Genomic DNA, 16084 nt, shown 5'->3' on the forward strand with positions numbered 1-16084 from the left:
AACGGCAGCCGGCCAGCAGCGGATTTGGGGTGAAAGGAGGCCCGCCGGGGCGAGGCGGACGCTACCCGCCCATGCGCGCGAACAAGGCGTCGCGATAGCGCCGGCTGAGCCGCAGGGTGCGGCCGTTGCGGAGATGGAGGTCGTAGTCGCCCTTGAACAGCGGCGTCAGCGATCCAATGCAGGCGAGGTTCGCCGCGGCCGACCGGTGGATGCGGACGAAGCGCTGTTCGCCCAGCTGCGCCAGCAGGTCCTGCAGAGTCCTGCGCATCAGATAGGTGCGCGCGGCGGTATGCACATGCACGTAGTTGCCGTCTGCCTCCAGCCATTCGATCGAGGTCGCATCGATCAGCTGCAGCCGCTCGCCATCGGGCACCAGCAGGCGCTCGCATGCAGGGGTACGCGCGCGTCCCATCGCCACCGCCGCGGCCCCGGACTCGTGCGCGCTGAGCCGCTCGCGCACACGCTGCACGGTCAGCGCGAGCCGGTCGCGGTCGTAAGGCTTGAGCAGGTAGTCGATCGCATTGAGGTCGAACGCCTTCACGGCATGCGCATCGAAGGCGGTCACGAACACGATCAGCGGCGCGCTCGACGGCTCGAGCTGCGCCGCGACCTGCAGCCCAGACAGCGTCGGCATCTGGATGTCGAGAAAGGCCACGTGCGGGCGCTGCTGCTTGATGCACAGGGCCGCGGACAATCCGTCCTCGGCCGATCCGACCACCGCGATGCCGGGCTGCTCCGCCAACCAGCGCTCGAGCTTTTCGCGCGCGGGCGCTTCGTCGTCGGCGATCACGGCGCGGATCATCGCCTGGGCTCCGCCAGCGGGATCGAGACGCGCGCGGCAACGCCGTCGCCTTCGTTACGCACAATCAAGGAGGCGGCAGCGCCGTAGAGGATGCCCAGGCGCGCCCGGCAGGTGCGCAACCCCACCCCGTCCTGCGTCCCCGGCGCCGACGCCGGCAGGGCGGAGCAGGAATTGTGGACCACGATCTCCAGCGAGCCGCCTGCGTGTCGCGCACTGACCGCAATGGCGACGGGCACCAACGTGGGCTCGACGGCATGTTTGAACGCGTTCTCCAGTAAGGGCTGCAGCAGGAGCGCAGGGACACTGGCATCGAGCAGTGTGGGGTCCACCTGCCATGTCAGCGTCACCCGATCGCGGAACCTCTCGCGCATGATGTCCGCATAGCGCTCGAGTGTGCGCAGTTCCGCGGACAGCGGCGTCATCTCGTTCTCGATGGTGCCAAGGCTGGTGCGCAGCAGGTCGCCGAGTGCGGCCAGCAGGCGGTCGGCGCGTTCCACGTCGCTGTGCATCACGGAGGAGACCGTGTTGAGCGCGTTGAACAGGAAATGCGGCCGCAGCTGCCCCTGAAGCTGCGCCAGCTGTGCCTCGGCCAGCGCCTTCTGCGTCTGCAGCAGACGGTTCCGCTGTAGTTGCCACTGGTCATGGGACTCGAGCCCGAACAGAATCCCCAGCCACAGGCCGACAAAGACGCTCAGCTTGGTGGTCTCGTACACGAACAGCGAGCGCCAGCCCGGATGCTCGTAGGTGAAGCCCATTGCGGCATAGATCCCGTGCCGCAGCGCATACACCGCCACGATGAAGGTGACGGCGATCACCGGCAACCAGCGCAGGTAGCTGCCGAACCAGATCAGCGGCCGGTCCAGATAGGCCGCATAACGTCCGCGCACGCGCACGGCGAGCCAGATCCAGCCGGTCGCGACCACCGCGGAACTTCCCTCCGACAGCACCCCTTCCCACCAGTGGGTCTGCGGGTTGCTCAGGCGCTCCTGCACGGACACGCCGATCATGAGCAGCCAGAACGCCACCCACAACCCGGTCAGCGCTTTCGGAGTGGACATCGCACCGCTGGCAGCGAGGGCGCCTGCCCGTGGCGGACAAGAGGGCGGGTTCATGATCGGCAAGTGTACCCACCGCGTTCCAGGCGGGCGTGCCCTGTGGGGCGAGCGGGACATATGCAGGGCGAAAGGGCCGATTGCGTGGACAAGCGCCGTGGCACCCATCGACCGGCAGCTGGCGACGCGAACGGACCCGGGGCTGGGCCGATTGGCCGCCGCGGGCGTCAGACACCGCGCGCTTGCGACTACACTACCGCGCATCCCACTGCCCGGATCCCCGCCATGTCCCTTGCGCGTCTCGCTCCCCTGGCCCTGTGCGCGGCGCTCGCCGTGTCCGCCGCCCCGGCGCTCGCCCAGCGCACCGTCTCCGGCGATCTGCAGACGCAGATGTCGCCGCAGGAATTCAAGGCCGCCGGGCTGGACAAGCTGTCGCCGCAGGAACTGGCCGCGCTGAACGACTGGCTGCAGGGCAAGGTCGCCAAGGAAACCGCGGTGGCGCTGGAAAAGGCCAAGGAGGAAGGCCGCCGCGAGGTGATCACCAAGAACCGCGGCTTCTTCGACTTCGGCAGCGCCGAGCCGATCGAGAGCGCCCTGGTTGGCGAGTTCTCCGGCTTCGCCAAGGGCCGCAAGTACGTACTGGCCAATGGCCAGGAGTGGGAGCAGACCGAAGCGGCGAGCCTGCCCGGCGTGCACCGCACCGCGCCCAAGGTGAAGATCACCCCCGGGATCATGGGCGTGTGGTACATGCAGATCGACAACTACAACACCCGCGCCAAAGTCCGTCGCGTCAAATAGGAACGCGTGTCGTGAACCTGCGTCCGCGGCCGGGCCTGGCCGACGCCTCGCACAGCCTCGCCGATGCGCTGCGCCGGCGCCTGCGCGCCAGCGATGTGTGGTTCATCGCCCTGGCGCTGCTGGTCGGGGTGATCGCCGGCCTGCTGACCCTGCTGCAGAGCAGCCTGGCGCATGGTGCGCAGGCCTGGCTGTATGGCCTGGAGGCCGACGAGCGGCTCAGCGCCATGTCGGACCTGAGCGTGCAGCAGTTGCTGGTGCTGCCGCTGGGCGGGCTGCTGGTGGGCCTGCTCGGCATGGCCGCGCGCGCGCGCAAGCGCCAACTGGTCGACGCCGTCGAAGCCAACGCGCTGTACGGCGGACGCATGTCGATGCGCGACAATCTGATCGTCTCCGTGCAGACCCTGTTCTCCAACGGCGTCGGCGCCTCGGTCGGCCTGGAAGCGGCGTATACGCAGATGGGCGCCGGCAGCGGCTCGCATCTGGGCCGGGTACTGCGACTGCGCCGTGCCGACATCCGCACCCTGGTCGGCGCCGGTGCCGGCGCGGCCATTGCCGCCGCCTTCGGTGCGCCGCTGGCCGGGGCGTTCTATGCGTTCGAGATCGTGATCGGCGCGTACTCGCCGTCGGCACTGGCGCCGGTGGCGGTGGCCTCGCTGGGCGCGGTGTTCGTGTCGCAACTGGCCGGGGTGCAGCCGTACCTGCTGCCGGCCTCGGCGGCCTCGGCGCTGGAGGCGCGCGACTACGTGCTGTACGCGCTGCTGGGCGTGCTCTGCGCCCTGCTGGCGGTCGCGGTGATGCGCCTGATCGGCGCGATCGAACAGGCCATCAACCACAGCCCGCTGCCGCGCTGGGCGCGCCCAGTCGCCGGCGGCCTGCTGCTGATCCCACTGGCGCTGATCACCCCGCAGGTGCTGTCCTCCGGCCACGGCGCACTGCACCTGGACCTGACCAGCCCGACCTCATTGCGCTGGCTGGGCATCCTGTTGCTGCTCAAGTGCCTGGGCTCGGCCATCTCGCTGGGCTTCGGCTTCCGCGGCGGCCTGTTCTTCGCCTCGCTGTTCATGGGTTCGCTGGTCGGCGGGCTGTTCGCCGGCGTGCTGAATCTCGGCAGCGGCATGGCCCTGGTCGACGGCACTGCCGCGTCGCTGGCCGGCATGGCGGCGATGGCCGCCGCGGTGATCGGCGCGCCGATGACGATGGCGATGCTGGTGCTGGAGGGCACCCACGATTTCGTGCTGGCCAGCGCGGTGATGGTCGCCGTGCTGGTGGCCAACACCATCGTCCGCCAGATCTTCGGCTACTCGTTCTCCACCTGGCGCCTGCACCTGCGCGGCGAAACCATCAGGAGCGCGCGCGACGTGGGCTGGGTCAAGCACCTCAGCGCCGGGCGGATGATGCAGAAGGACGTGCATCCGCTGGCCGCCACCACCAGCGTGGCCGAGTTCCGCCGCCGCTTCCCGCTCGGCTCAGGCACCCGCGTGGTGCTGGAGGACGAGAGCGGCCACTACGCCGGCCTGGTCACCCTGGCCGCCGCCTATGCCGACGGCGTCAACGCCGACGCGGCCATCGTCGACTACGCCGGCAACCGCGACGTGGCCCTGCCCGCCGACACCGACGTGGTCACCGCCATGCGCCAGTTCGACCTGACCCAGAGCGACGAACTGGCGGTGGTCGACGACCAGGGCAAGGTGCTGGGCGTGCTCAGCGAAAGCTTCGTGCGCAAGCGCTACGCCGAGGAACTGGACAAGCGCCAGCGCGAGCTGATGGGCGAGCGGGTGGATGACTGAGGGGCGGGGATTGGGGATTTGGGAGTGGGGATTCGCGGCAGTTCTGCAGGCTGAAGTGTCGAAACGCAGCCACCGCCTCCCGTAGGAGCGGCTTCAGCCGCGACCGTGTTGGTGCAATGCGTCGCGGCTGAAGCCGCTCTTACCAGCGCAGCAGCAAGATACTGACCGCCTCGGTGCTTGGCACCAAAAAGACGCGCCATTGCCGCGCAAGTAGCTTGCTACTCGACCCGGCGCATTTCTTTTGTGGGAGGGACTTCAGTCCCGACGCATTGCCGCCAGAAGCGTCGGGACTGAAGTCCCTCCCACAACGAGCGACACCGATGCACTGAACGCGACAGCACGCGACGGACCCGTAGGAGCGGCTTCAGCCGCGACGCGTTGACGCAAAAAGATCGCGGCTGAAGCCGCTCCTACGACGGTATCGGCACGACTCCCCGGCGATCTGCTGCATTCGCAGAAGCGAGAACGACGAATCGTTGCAGGGCGGTTGGCCGTCACCACACCCAGGCGGCCTATCTCTTTTGTGGGAGGGGCTTCAGCCCCGACGCATCGCCGCCTGAGCATCGGGACTGCAGTCCTTCCCACAAGAAAGCTGCCAACGCCGGCAGCGCGGTCATCACGGACAGCCCGAAAACAGCGCGGAAACCCCGCCACCAATCCCCAATCCCCAATCCCGGCTTTCCACAGCCGAACGGCTGGTCATCATCGCAGTCCAGCCACCCGCTGCGCCAGCTTCTTGGCCGAAATGCCCGCGCGGGCACCCAGCTCCTGCGCGAACAGCGACACGCGCAGTTCTTCCAGGTCCCAACGCAGCGCCTGCCACTGTGGATCGCCGCTGCGGCCGGCCGCGGCCGCGTCGGCCAGTGCGTCGACGAAGGGCTTCAGCTCCAGCATGCGCGCCTGGTCGCGGGCCGGATCGCGCTTGGCGCGTTCGGCGCGCAGGATCATCGCCCGCAGGTAGCGCGGGAACTGCGCCAGCGCGGTGGCCGGGGTCTCGCGCAGGAAGCCCGCATGCAGCAGCGCCGCCAATTGCGCGCGCAGGTCGTCGAGGTTGCCGCTGGCCCAGCCCATCAGCGGCGATTCCAGCTGCGGCTTCAACTCGGCCGCCGCGCCCATGATCGCCTCGGCCAGCTTCAGCCGCTCCATCGCCTCGCCGAACAGCTGCTTGGCGGCGGCATCGCGACGCTGGGCGAAACTGTCCGCGTCGCGGATCGCCTCCAGCCCCTGTTCCAGCAGCGCGTTCAAGGCCGCCTCCACCAGATCCCCGCGCAGGCGTTCCTGCGACTCGATCGCCGCATACAGCAGCCCGGTCTTGGGCGACACCGGCAACTGCTTGCGCGCCTGCTTGACCTTGTCGGCCAGGGCGATCTCCAGCAGCCGGCGCACGCCACGCGGATGCGCGGCCTCGGCCTGCGCACGGTCGGCGAAGATGCGCAGCGCGGCGCTGTCGCCCTCGTCCACCAGGGCCGGATAGGCCGGCACCCCGGCTTCGCCGGGGACCTGCAGCGGGATCGGCGTCGCCGGGAACTCGCGCAGTCCGGTCGCGGCCATGGCGCGGCCGGCCCGCGCGGCGAAGGCTTGCCCGGCGCGTTCGCCGAAGCGCGCACGCAGCGCGTCCAGGTCGCGCGATTCGGCCAGCACCTTGCCGGCATCGTCGCGCAGGCGCAGGTTCATGCGCAGGTGCGGCTCCAGCGTGCTCTCGTCGAACTCCAGCGCGCTCAGCGGCGCACCGGTGGCGCGCTGCAGGAAGCGCGCCAGCTCGCCGCGGATGTCGTCGGCGCTGGGCTGCGGGAACGCCTCGGAGAACGCACGGGCGAAGTCCGGCGCCGGCACGTAGTTGCGCCGCAGCGCCTTGGGCAGGCTGCGGATCAGCGCCGCCGCCTTGTCGGTGACGAAGCCCGGCGCCAACCACGACAGCCGCGTCGGATCCAGCGCGTTGAGCAGATGCACCGGCACCTCCAGGGTCACGCCGTCGTCGGCCGCGCCCGGTTCGAACCGGTAGTGCAGCGGCAGCCGCGCATCGCCCAGCGGGAAGTACTTGGGATAACGCTCGGCCTCGCTGCCCTCGCCTGGCAGCAGGTCAGCGAGCGACCAGTGCAGCGTGCGCCGCTGCTCCGGCGCCAGCGCCTTCCACCAGGCGTCCAGGCCGGAGGCGGAGTGGATCTCGCCGGGAATCCGGTCCAGGTACCAGCGCGCCTGCCAGTCCTCGTCGGCGACGATGCCGGCACGGCGCAGCTTGGCCTCTTCCTCGTGCGCCTGCGCCAACACCTTCTGGTTGTCGGCAACGAAGCTGGCGCGGGTGTTGATCTCGCCCGGTACCAGGCCCTGCCGCACGAACAGCTCGTGCGCGCCGGACGGATCGATGCGGCCGTAATGCACCGGCTTCTTCGGCGCCAGCACCAGCCCGAACAGGCTGATCTGCTCGGAGGCCAGCACCTGCCCCTGCGCGCGCGACCAGTGCGGATCGAAATGCTTGCGCGCCAGCAGGTGCGGCAGCTCGGCGATCACCCAATCCGGCTCGATCGCGGCGTTGGTCAGGCCCCACACCTTCTGCGTATCCAGCAATGTCGCCGGCAGCACCCACGGCGGCGGTTTGCGGGCAAGCGCCGAACCGGGGAACAGCAGGAAACGGCGCTGCCGCGGCGCCAGGAAATCGCCCTTTTCGGTGCGATGGCCGACCTGGGTCGGCAGCCCGGCCAGCAAGGCGCGGTGCAACGCCTGGTAGGCCGCGGCGCGCTCGCGTTCGCTGGCACGCGGCGCCTCGCCCGCATCGGCGGGCGCCGGCGCTGGAGTCGGGGCCGCCGCCGACACGGGCGTGGTCGGCGCGCCGCGCCCTTCGCGGGCCAGACGCGCGGCACGGTGCAATTGCCCGCGGGTGGCGCGCGCCGCGGTCTCGGCATCGCGCGCCGGCGCCGGCGCGGCGGCGCCGGCCAGCAACGGTTGCAGCGAGGCCGCCGCCGGTTCCTCGGTCCAGCCCAGCTCCGCGCACAGCAGATGCAACTGGCGGTGCAGTTCGCGCCACTCGCGCATGCGCAGGAAGCCGAGGAAATGCCGCCCGCACCAGTCGCGCAGCTTGGATTGGGTCAGGTCCTCGTGCGCCTGCCGGTAGCCGTCCCACAGGCGCAGGATGCCGACGAACTCCGAGCGCGCATCGGCGAACTTGGCGTGCGCGTTGTCGGCGGCCTCGCGTGCCTCGGGCGGGCGCTCGCGCGGGTCCTGGATGCCCAGGAACGCGGCGATCACCAGCATCGGCCGCAGGCAGCCATGCTGCTGCGCCGCCACCAGCATCCGCGCCAGCTTCACGTCCACCGGCAGCCGCGCCATCTTGCGGCCGATCTCGGTGAGCTTGCGCAGGCCATGCCGGTCCGGCTCGCCGACCGCCCCCAGTTCCACCAGCTGCTGCCAGCCATCGGCCACCGCGCGCTCGTCCGGCGGCTCCAGGAACGGGAAATCCTCGATCCGGCCCAGCCCCAGCTGCAGCATGCGCAGGATCACCCCGGCCAGGCTGGAGCGGCGGATTTCCGGATCGGTGAACGCCGGCCGCGCCTGGAAATCCGCCTCGGCATACAACCGGTAGCAGATGCCCTCGGCGATGCGGCCGCAGCGGCCCTTGCGCTGGTTGGCGCTGGCCTGCGAGATCGGTTCGATGTGCAGCCGGTCGAGCTTCTGCCGCGGGCTGTAGCGCTTGACCCGCGCATAGCCTGGGTCGATCACGTAGCGGATTCGCGGCACCGTCAGCGAGGTTTCGGCGACGTTGGTGGCCAGCACCAGGCGCCGCCGCGGGCCGGGGTTGAACACCCGGTCCTGGTCGGCGTTGGAGAGACGCGCGTACAGCGGCAGCACCTCGGTCTCGCGGTACTTGCGCCGTTCCAGCGCATGGTGCGCATCGCGGATCTCGCGCTCGCCGGGCAGGAACACCAGCACGTCGCCGCGCGGATCCAGCCGGGTGATCTCGTCCACCGCCGCCACGATCGCGTCGTTGACGGTGAGGCCGGGAGTGGGGATTCGGGATTCGGGATTCGCTGAGGCGGTTCGCGGCGAACGTTGGGGCTCGCGCGCTTCTTCCAATCCCAGATCCCCACTCCCCAATCCCGGCTCCTCAAGCGGCCGGTAACGCACCTCCACCGGATAGGTGCGGCCTTCCACGCTGATCACCGGCGCATCGTCGAAATGCGCGGCGAAGCGCGCAGTGTCGATCGTCGCCGAGGTCACGATGACCTTCAGGTCCGGGCGCTTGTGCAGCAACTGCTTCAGATAGCCGAGCAGGAAATCGATGTTGAGGCTGCGTTCGTGCGCCTCGTCGACGATGATCGTGTCGTAGCTGGACAGCCAGCGGTCGCTGGCGATCTCGGCCAGCAGGATGCCGTCGGTCATGAACTTGATCCGGGTCTGCTCGCCAACCCGGTCGTTGAAGCGCACCTGGAAGCCCACCGTCTCGCCCACCGGCGTGCGCAGCTCCTCGGCCACGCGGCTGGCCACCGCACGCGCGGCGATGCGCCGCGGCTGGGTGCAGCCGATCATGCCAGCGGCGCCGCGACCGGCGGCCAGGCACAGCTTCGGCAACTGCGTGGTCTTGCCCGAGCCGGTCTCGCCGGCGATCACCACCACCTGGTGCTCGCGGATCAGCGCGACGATGCGCTCGGCCTCGCGCGCGATCGGCAACTGCGGGTCGAGGGTGATCGCCGGATGTTGCGCCGCGCGCGCGACACAGCGCGCCTGCGACGTCTGCAGCGCCTGCTCGAACGCCGTTTCCAGCGCGGCATTGCCGGGCGCGGCCTGCCAGCGCGACCATAGGCCCAGCAAGCGGCCGCGGTCGCGGGTCAGCGCGCCGTCGATCGCGGCGCGGCGTTCGCGCAGGCGTGCCGGCACGGAAGGTTTTTCGATAGCGTTCATCAATCGGATGCCATTGAACGTTGAATCACAGCACATGCTTTAGTCTGTCTATTGTGACGCCATCTCGTCCGTAACCCCCAGGAGGAACTCCAATGGCCAAGAGCAAGACCCCCGGCAAGACCAAGAACTCCGCCAGCAAGGCCCTCGCCGGCCAGCCGCTGGCCGGGCTGGCGCCGTCCGCGCCCAATATCGATATCGGGATCGGCGGCGGCGATCGCAAGAAGATCGCCGACGGCCTGTCGCACTACATGGCCGACGCCTTCACCCTGTACCTGAAGACCCACAACTTCCACTGGAACGTGACCGGGTCGATGTTCAACTCGCTGCACCTGATGTTCGAGACCCAGTACACCGAGCAGTGGGCGGCGCTGGACGACGTCGCCGAGCGCATCCGCGCCCTGGGCTTCAACGCCCCGGGGTCATACAAGGAGTACGCCGCGCTGACCTCGATCCCGGAAGAGGAAGGCCTCAGCGACAGCGCCGACTGGCGCGAGATGGTGCGCCAGTTGGTGGTCGGCAACGAGGCGGTGTGCCGCACCGCGCGCAAGGTGCTCAAGACCGCCGACGACGCCGGCGACGACCCGTCGGTGGACATGCTGACCCAGCGCCTGCAGACCCACGAGAAGTACGCCTGGATGCTGCGCTCGCTGCTGCAGTAAGGGGTATCGCCCTGCCTGCTCGGCAGGCAGGGCACGCCGAGCTGGGCCCAGGCGACGCTGCGCTCGCTCCGTCGCCCGGATTGGGCGCCAATGCATGCCGATCGCTGCCTCGTCACGCCTGACCCCCTTGTAGGAGCGGCTTCAGCCGCGACCGGCGCGCGTGACCAGGCCCCGTCGCGGCCGATCCCCAAAGGAGCCAAGCGCCGCTCCAACCGGAACCTGCAGGGCGCTAGCTGGGTGCACTGTGGGAAGGACTTCAGTCCCGACGCCTTCCTAGCGCGGGCCAGGCAGGCTTCATTCGTCATGGCCTCAGGCAACTGTCGATTCCTACAGAAAAGCGCGCATTCGCCTGACGCGCTCTTGCGCAAATCCGGAAGCCAACCGCCCTTGCGCGGCAAGGTATCCTAGACGGATGTCTTCCCCCGCCCACGCCTTGCTCAGCCGCGTCTTCGGCTACGACCAGTTTCGCGGCCCGCAACAGGACATCGTCGAACACGTCGCTGCCGGCCACGACGCGCTGGTGCTGATGCCCACCGGCGGCGGCAAGTCGCTGTGCTACCAGATCCCGTCGCTGCTGCGCGACGGCACCGGTATCGTGATCTCGCCACTGATCGCACTGATGCAGGACCAGGTCGAGGCGCTGCGCCAGCTCGGCGTGCGCGCCGAGTACCTCAACTCCACCCTGGACGGCGAGACCGCGCAGCGGGTCGAGCGCGCCCTGCTGGCCGGCGAACTGGACCTGCTGTACGTCGCCCCGGAACGGCTGCTGACCCCGCGCTTCCTGTCGCTGATCGAGCGCAGCCGCATCGCCCTGTTCGCGATCGACGAGGCGCACTGCGTATCGCAATGGGGCCACGACTTCCGCCCCGAGTACCGCCAACTCACCGTGCTGCACGAGCGCTGGCCGCAGACCCCGCGCATCGCCCTCACCGCCACGGCCGACCCGCCGACCCAGCGCGAGATCGCCGAGCGCCTGGACCTGGCGCAGGCCCGCCACTTCGTCAGTTCCTTCGACCGCCCCAACATCCGCTACACCGTGGTGCAGAAGGACAACGCGCGGCGCCAGTTGCTGGACTTCCTGCGCACACACCGTGGCAGCGCCGGCATCGTCTACTGCATGTCGCGGCGCAAGGTCGAGGAGACCGCCGAATTCCTGGCCCGCGAAGGCCTGAACGCCCTGCCCTACCACGCCGGCCTGCCGGCCGAGGTGCGCGCCGACAACCAGCGCCGCTTCCTGCGCGAGGACGGCATCGTGATGTGCGCCACGATCGCCTTCGGCATGGGCATCGACAAGCCCGACGTGCGTTTTGTCGCCCACACCGACCTGCCCAAGTCGCTGGAGGGTTACTACCAGGAGACCGGCCGCGCCGGCCGCGACGGCGAGGCGGCCGAGGCCTGGCTGTGCTACGGGCTGGGCGACGTGGTGCTGCTCAAGCAGATGATCGAGCAGGGCGAGGCCGGCGAAGAGCGCAAGCGCGTGGAACGGCGCAAGCTCGACCAGTTGCTGGGCTACTGCGAATCGATGCAGTGCCGCCGCCAGGTGCTGTTGGCCGGCTTCGGCGAGACCTATCCGCAGCCCTGCGGCAACTGCGACAACTGCCTGCAGCCGGCCGACGCCTGGGACGCCACCGTGGCGGTGCAGAAGGCGCTGAGCTGCGTGTACCGCAGTGGCCAGCGGTTCGGCGTTGGCCACCTGATCGACATCCTGCGCGGCAACGAGGGCGAGAAGATCAAGCAGTTCGGCCACGATCAGCTCAGCACCTATGGCATCGGCAAGGACCTGGACGCGCGCGCCTGGCGCGGCGTGTTCCGGCAACTGGTCGCCACCGGCCTGCTGGAGGTGGACAGCGACGCCTACGGCGGCCTGCGCCTCACCGACGCCAGCCGCCAGGTGCTCAAGGGCGAACGCAAGATCATGATGCGCCGCGAACTGCCCAGCCGCGGCCGCGAGCGCGGCGACCGCAGCGGCAGTCCACGTACCGGCGTGCCGGTGCAGGCGCAGGACCTGCCGCTGTTCAACGCCTTGCGCGACCTGCGCGCCGGCCTGGCCAAGGAGCAGAACGTGCCGGCCTTCGTGATCTTCCACGACAGCACCCTGCGCAACATCGCCGAGCAGCGCCCGACCAGCCTGGACGAACTGGCGCGGGTCGGCGGCATCGGCGGCAGCAAGCTGGCCCGCTATGGCCAGCAGTTGCTCGACGTGGTGCACGCGCAGGGCTGAGGCGCGGCACCGGCGCCTGCATCGCCGGCCGTCGACCCTGCGCAGAGCGCCCGCGGCGCCGACAGGCCGGGTTCAACGTGGTATTGATAGCGTCAGCGTCATGGCGGAGCGTGCAACCGGCCCCGCCCGGCCCCTCTCTTCTGGCAGATGCCCGATGAACCGCAGCCTCCTTCTCCTCGCCTGCACCCTGCTTGCCGGCCCGGCCCTGGCCCAGACCGCCGATGCCACCAGCGACAGCGAGGCGGCCAAGCGCAAGCTCGACCTCAGCGTGCCGCAGCAGCCGATCACCTATGCCGATCCCGGCACCAAGGCCGATCCGCCGGGCGCCTACTACGGCGATACCAGCGGCACCTCGGCCTCGGCACAGAAGGCCGCGGCAGCGCAGGCGCGCGCCCAGGCCCTGCAGGCGCAGGCCGACCGCTGCAACGGCGACGTGCACGGCAGCGTCGCCACCGGCATCGGTTATTCCACGCATGGCGGCAACAGCAACTACCAGGCCGCCAATCTGAACCTGTGCAAGACCTCCTACACCGACGACGGCAAGCCACGGCAGATGGGCATCAGCATCAGCGTCGGCCGCGGCGATGGCCCGGTATTCGGCCGCGGCTACTACCCCGGCGCCTACGGCCCGCCGCCGTTCGGCTGGTAAGCGCGGCCAACCGCAGCGCGATACCGCGTCACCACGCGAGTGCGAACGTTGCCTGAAGCTTCGGGCAGTGCGTTTTCCTGTTCCGTCCGCAGTCTTCACACCCGGCAGCTCCTTATGTGTTGCCGGCAGCGCTGCATCCCGCCACGTCCCTGCCTACGCTGTTTCGCAAGTCGACGCGCCCGATCGTGCCGCAATGCCTGCCGCTCTCATTGCAGGCGCGACGTGCGCAGTCGTACAAGCGTGCCGGTGGTCACGCTCATGGCTACGGGATCGACCGACTTGCCGCCGCACGCGCGACCACGCCGCATCGCGTCTACAATCGCGCTGCACCGGCGTTCCGCGCGCGATGGCCACATGCAACAGCGTGCGCCTCGGCGGCGGGCTCCGGGCAGATGTCCCCCTTCATTGGCACCGCTTCCCCCCGAGCTCACGCCATGTCCAACGTAGTCCGGCTGCACAGCGCCCGCGAACGCGAGCAGCGCCTGCACGATGACGTCCTCGATGCGGCCGAGCGCTGCATCGTCGAGAACGGCCTCGGCGCCACCACCTTCGAACTGATCGCCGGTAGTGCCGACGTTTCGTGCAGCGCGGTGCGACGGCAATTCGACGACAAGCGCAGCCTGGTCCAGGCGTTGATGGAACGCGGCTACGAGCGCGCGATCCGCACGATGTGGCTGCTGCAACCGCCGCCGCACCAGGACGCGACCGCCTTCATCGCCGGTGCCCTCGAAGACTGGCTGGTGACCGACGCCAACCAGCGGCGCCGCCGCCTGGACCTGGAAATGGACCTGGCCGCCGCGCGCGATCCCGAACTGGCGCAGTACGCGCGCCGGCTCAACGTGTCCCTGGTGCAGAACCTGGGCGACCTGCTGCGGCGCATGCTGCGCGACCATGGCTGGAGCGGCAGCGAAGCGGAGTTCCAGGCCCGCGTCTACGCGGTCGCGGCGATGTGCGGCGGCCTGCACATGATGATGACCACCGGCGTGGAGCTCAACCGCATGCACCTGCAGCTGATCCTCAGCGAAAGCCTGGCCGGGATCTTCAGTACCGCGCGCGGATAGCGCGGTCGGGTCCACTCGACACTCGAGCCTCTGGCGCCTACGGCGCGGGACTCGATGAACCACCCGCGTGCCAAGCCAGCGCGACGTTCGGGTTGATTGCGTGTACCGCGCATGGTCGACCGCCGCCGATGCACGCGTGGTCGGCGAAGTGGGTGAGCTGCCAGGACGCGATAAGCGGTCAACGAAGCATGTCGGTTGATCCACAGCGCGGCATCCGATCCCCGATCTCCGCGATCCCAGAACGCAACCGCGTAAGCGCTCAACCCGCGTCACCGCCGCACGGCATTGCGCAGAACCGATCAGACCGGCCGCAGACGCCCATGCATGCGCTGCGCCGCACTGCGTATGGCCTGGCCGATCTGTTGCAGGGTCCTGGAACGGACCGCGACATGCTGCCAGTACAGCGGCACGTCGAGCCAGCGCTGCGGGTCGACGACGACGATCTGCCGTTGGCGCAAGGCGGCCGCAAGCATCTGTTCCGGCGCCAGGCACCAGCCCAGCCCACGCGCGGCCGCTTCGACGAAACCGACGGAGGTTGGCAGGTAGTGGATCGGCGGGCTCAGCCGCGAGCGGGTGATGCGGCGCACGAAGCGCGCCTGCAGCGCGTCCTTGCGGTTGTAGACGATCATCGGGGCGCGGGCCAGCGCCGCCGCATCCAGGCCGTCGGCGAAATAGCGATCGAAAAAGGCCGGCGAGGCGATCGCGCGGTAGCGCATCGCGCCCAGCGGCAGCACATTGCAGCCCTGCAAGGCCTGACCGACGGAAGTAACGGCACCGAGCACCGCGCCACTGCGCAGCAGCTCCAGCGTGTGGTCCTGGTCATCCACGCGGATGTCGAACAGGAACCCGTGCGCGTCGTGCAGGGCCGCCAGCGCGTCCAGGAACCAGGTCTGCAGCGAGTCGTCGTTGACCGCGATCGCGATGCTGCGCGCGGTGGCGCTGCCGGCGGGCGCGGGCAGCAGGTCGGCCACTGCCTCGGTCTCCAAGACCTGCATCGGTCGCACGCTACGCAACAGGCGCTCGCCGGCGGGCGTGGGCCGGCATGGAGCCAGGCGCACGATCAGCACCTGGCCGAGCCGGTCCTCCAGCGCCTTGATCCGCTGCGACACCGCCGACGGGGTCAGCGCCAAGCGACGCGCGGCGGCCTCGAAACTCCCCTCTTCCAACACGGCGGCGAAGGCGGACAGCTGGGGGTGGAGCAGGTCCATGGCAGCGATCAGATTAGAGATTCTTCACAGCCTACAGAAAAATGAGTTTGGCTAATCATTGTGTGGCGTGCAGCATGCTCGCCCCAACTACCAGGACATCGCGCATGTGGCTGCACGCACTGTTGGCCGGCCTCGTCGCCGGCGCCGGCCTGATCGTCGCGATCGGCGCGCAGAATGCCTTCGTGCTGCGCCAGGGGCTGCAGCGTCGGCATGTCGGCCTGGTCGTAGCCGTCTGCGCCGCCAGCGACATTGCGCTGATCGTCCTCGGCGTATCCGGCATCGGGGCCGTGGTGGATGCCTGGCCGGGCATGCTGCAGGCATTGCGCTTCGGCGGCGCCACCTTCCTCGGCGCGTACGCGCTACTGGCGGCGCGCCGTGCCTGGCGCGGCAGCAGCGGCCTGCTGGCGCAAGGCCAGGATCAGCGGAGTTGGCAGCGCGTCCTGCTGACCTGCCTGGCCTTCACCTTCCTCAATCCACATGTCTACCTGGACACCATGGTGCTGCTGGGCAGCCTCTCCACCCGCTATCCAGGACACTTGCGCTGGGCGTTCGCCCTTGGCGCCTGCCTGGCCAGCGTGACCTGGTTCTGCAGCCTGGGCTATGGCGCGCGGCTACTGCAGCCGGTGTTCCGCAAACCCGCTGCATGGCGGCTGCTGGATGCGGCAGTCGCACTGTTCATGCTGGGGCTGTGCGTCTCGTTGCTGCTGCAGCCTTTGGGGTGAGCGACCGGGAGGCGTCGGCGGTCGATACGATGGCGTCCACGCCGACGTCCGAGGCCGTGCCTGCCCTACCCTGGATTGCTCCCCCGATTCAAAACGCTCATACCGACCGATGATGGCGTGGTTGCATGCTCTCCGCTGTCCGCCTGCGCGCAGATGAGAAGCGCGCAACAAAAACCCCGGCGCGTGGCCGGGGTTCGGAAGGTGATGAGGGTGGCGCGTGCCGCGCCGCCGG

Annotated in this window: 11 protein-coding genes; 7 read left to right on the plus strand and 4 right to left on the minus strand. The window is 69.5% G+C overall.

Going from position 1 to position 16084, the window contains the following annotated elements:
• Positions 1–61: 61 nt before the first annotated feature.
• Together GGR66_RS01300 and GGR66_RS01305 are read right to left on the minus strand one after the other, a co-directional pair.
• Positions 62–802 carry a LytTR family DNA-binding domain-containing protein gene (locus tag GGR66_RS01300; RefSeq protein WP_184446940.1) on the minus strand — a complete coding sequence of 247 codons (741 nt, stop codon included), beginning with the start codon at positions 800–802 and terminating at the stop codon, positions 62–64.
• The gene (locus GGR66_RS01305) at positions 799–1860 is read right to left on the minus strand and encodes a histidine kinase (RefSeq protein ID WP_184446941.1); all 1062 of its coding nucleotides are present in this window, start codon (positions 1858–1860) and stop codon (positions 799–801) included. The genes GGR66_RS01300 and GGR66_RS01305 overlap by 4 nt, the downstream gene beginning before the upstream one ends.
• A gap of 279 nt (positions 1861–2139) precedes the next feature.
• On the opposite strand from GGR66_RS01305, the gene GGR66_RS01310 reads away from it, so the two are divergent.
• Both GGR66_RS01310 and GGR66_RS01315 read left to right on the plus strand, forming a co-directional pair.
• On the plus strand, positions 2140–2652 hold the full coding sequence (locus tag GGR66_RS01310) for a hypothetical protein (RefSeq protein WP_184446942.1): 513 nt from the start codon (positions 2140–2142) through the stop codon (positions 2650–2652).
• Positions 2653–2663: 11 nt separating this feature from the next.
• Positions 2664–4439: a chloride channel protein gene (locus GGR66_RS01315; protein WP_184446943.1), complete on the plus strand. Its 1776-nt coding sequence runs from the start codon at positions 2664–2666 to the stop codon at positions 4437–4439.
• A 702-nt stretch (positions 4440–5141) separates the two neighbouring features.
• On the opposite strand, the gene hrpA is transcribed toward GGR66_RS01315, so the two are convergent.
• Positions 5142–9332 carry an ATP-dependent RNA helicase HrpA gene (hrpA, locus tag GGR66_RS01320; RefSeq protein ID WP_184446944.1) on the minus strand — a complete coding sequence of 1397 codons (4191 nt, stop codon included), beginning with the start codon at positions 9330–9332 and terminating at the stop codon, positions 5142–5144.
• A 92-nt stretch (positions 9333–9424) separates the two neighbouring features.
• Here hrpA and GGR66_RS01325 point away from each other — a divergent pair, with 92 nt between their 5' ends.
• The 4 genes from GGR66_RS01325 (at position 9425) to GGR66_RS01340 (ending at position 13922) form a co-directional block, all read left to right on the plus strand.
• Positions 9425–9991, plus strand: coding sequence for a Dps family protein (locus GGR66_RS01325; RefSeq protein ID WP_160969804.1), 567 nt, complete (start codon positions 9425–9427; stop codon positions 9989–9991).
• Between the two features lie 412 nt (positions 9992–10403).
• A complete protein-coding gene (gene recQ, locus GGR66_RS01330; RefSeq protein WP_184446945.1) occupies positions 10404–12212 on the plus strand; it encodes a DNA helicase RecQ in 1809 nt (602 codons plus the stop codon).
• A gap of 154 nt (positions 12213–12366) precedes the next feature.
• Positions 12367–12861, plus strand: a complete 495-nt coding sequence (locus GGR66_RS01335) for a hypothetical protein (RefSeq protein ID WP_184446946.1) — start codon at positions 12367–12369, stop codon at positions 12859–12861.
• A 434-nt stretch (positions 12862–13295) separates the two neighbouring features.
• Positions 13296–13922, plus strand: coding sequence for a TetR/AcrR family transcriptional regulator (locus GGR66_RS01340; protein ID WP_184446947.1), 627 nt, complete (start codon positions 13296–13298; stop codon positions 13920–13922).
• Between the two features lie 299 nt (positions 13923–14221).
• Here GGR66_RS01340 and GGR66_RS01345 read toward each other — a convergent pair whose 3' ends face one another.
• Positions 14222–15130 (minus strand): LysR family transcriptional regulator ArgP, encoded by a 909-nt coding sequence (locus GGR66_RS01345; RefSeq protein ID WP_184446948.1) that lies wholly within the window; start codon positions 15128–15130, stop codon positions 14222–14224.
• Positions 15131–15234: 104 nt separating this feature from the next.
• On the opposite strand from GGR66_RS01345, the gene GGR66_RS01350 reads away from it, so the two are divergent.
• Positions 15235–15852: a LysE/ArgO family amino acid transporter gene (locus GGR66_RS01350; protein ID WP_184446949.1), complete on the plus strand. Its 618-nt coding sequence runs from the start codon at positions 15235–15237 to the stop codon at positions 15850–15852.
• The last annotated feature ends 232 nt before the right edge of the window (positions 15853–16084 follow it).

Source organism: Xanthomonas sp. 3498 (genome assembly GCF_014199795.1).
GTDB lineage: Bacteria > Pseudomonadota > Gammaproteobacteria > Xanthomonadales > Xanthomonadaceae > Xanthomonas_A > Xanthomonas_A rydalmerensis.

Coding starts and splice junctions, on each gene's coding strand:
- GGR66_RS01300 (WP_184446940.1), bottom strand. CDS start 802: ATGATCCGCGCCGTGATCGCCGACGACGAAGCGCCCGCGCGCGAAAAG.
- GGR66_RS01305 (WP_184446941.1), bottom strand. CDS start 1,860: ATGTCCACTCCGAAAGCGCTGACCGGGTTGTGGGTGGCGTTCTGGCTG.
- GGR66_RS01310 (WP_184446942.1), top strand. CDS start 2,140: ATGTCCCTTGCGCGTCTCGCTCCCCTGGCCCTGTGCGCGGCGCTCGCC.
- hrpA (WP_184446944.1), bottom strand. CDS start 9,332: ATGAACGCTATCGAAAAACCTTCCGTGCCGGCACGCCTGCGCGAACGC.
- GGR66_RS01325 (WP_160969804.1), top strand. CDS start 9,425: ATGGCCAAGAGCAAGACCCCCGGCAAGACCAAGAACTCCGCCAGCAAG.
- recQ (WP_184446945.1), top strand. CDS start 10,404: ATGTCTTCCCCCGCCCACGCCTTGCTCAGCCGCGTCTTCGGCTACGAC.
- GGR66_RS01335 (WP_184446946.1), top strand. CDS start 12,367: ATGAACCGCAGCCTCCTTCTCCTCGCCTGCACCCTGCTTGCCGGCCCG.
- GGR66_RS01340 (WP_184446947.1), top strand. CDS start 13,296: ATGTCCAACGTAGTCCGGCTGCACAGCGCCCGCGAACGCGAGCAGCGC.
- GGR66_RS01345 (WP_184446948.1), bottom strand. CDS start 15,130: ATGGACCTGCTCCACCCCCAGCTGTCCGCCTTCGCCGCCGTGTTGGAA.
- GGR66_RS01350 (WP_184446949.1), top strand. CDS start 15,235: ATGTGGCTGCACGCACTGTTGGCCGGCCTCGTCGCCGGCGCCGGCCTG.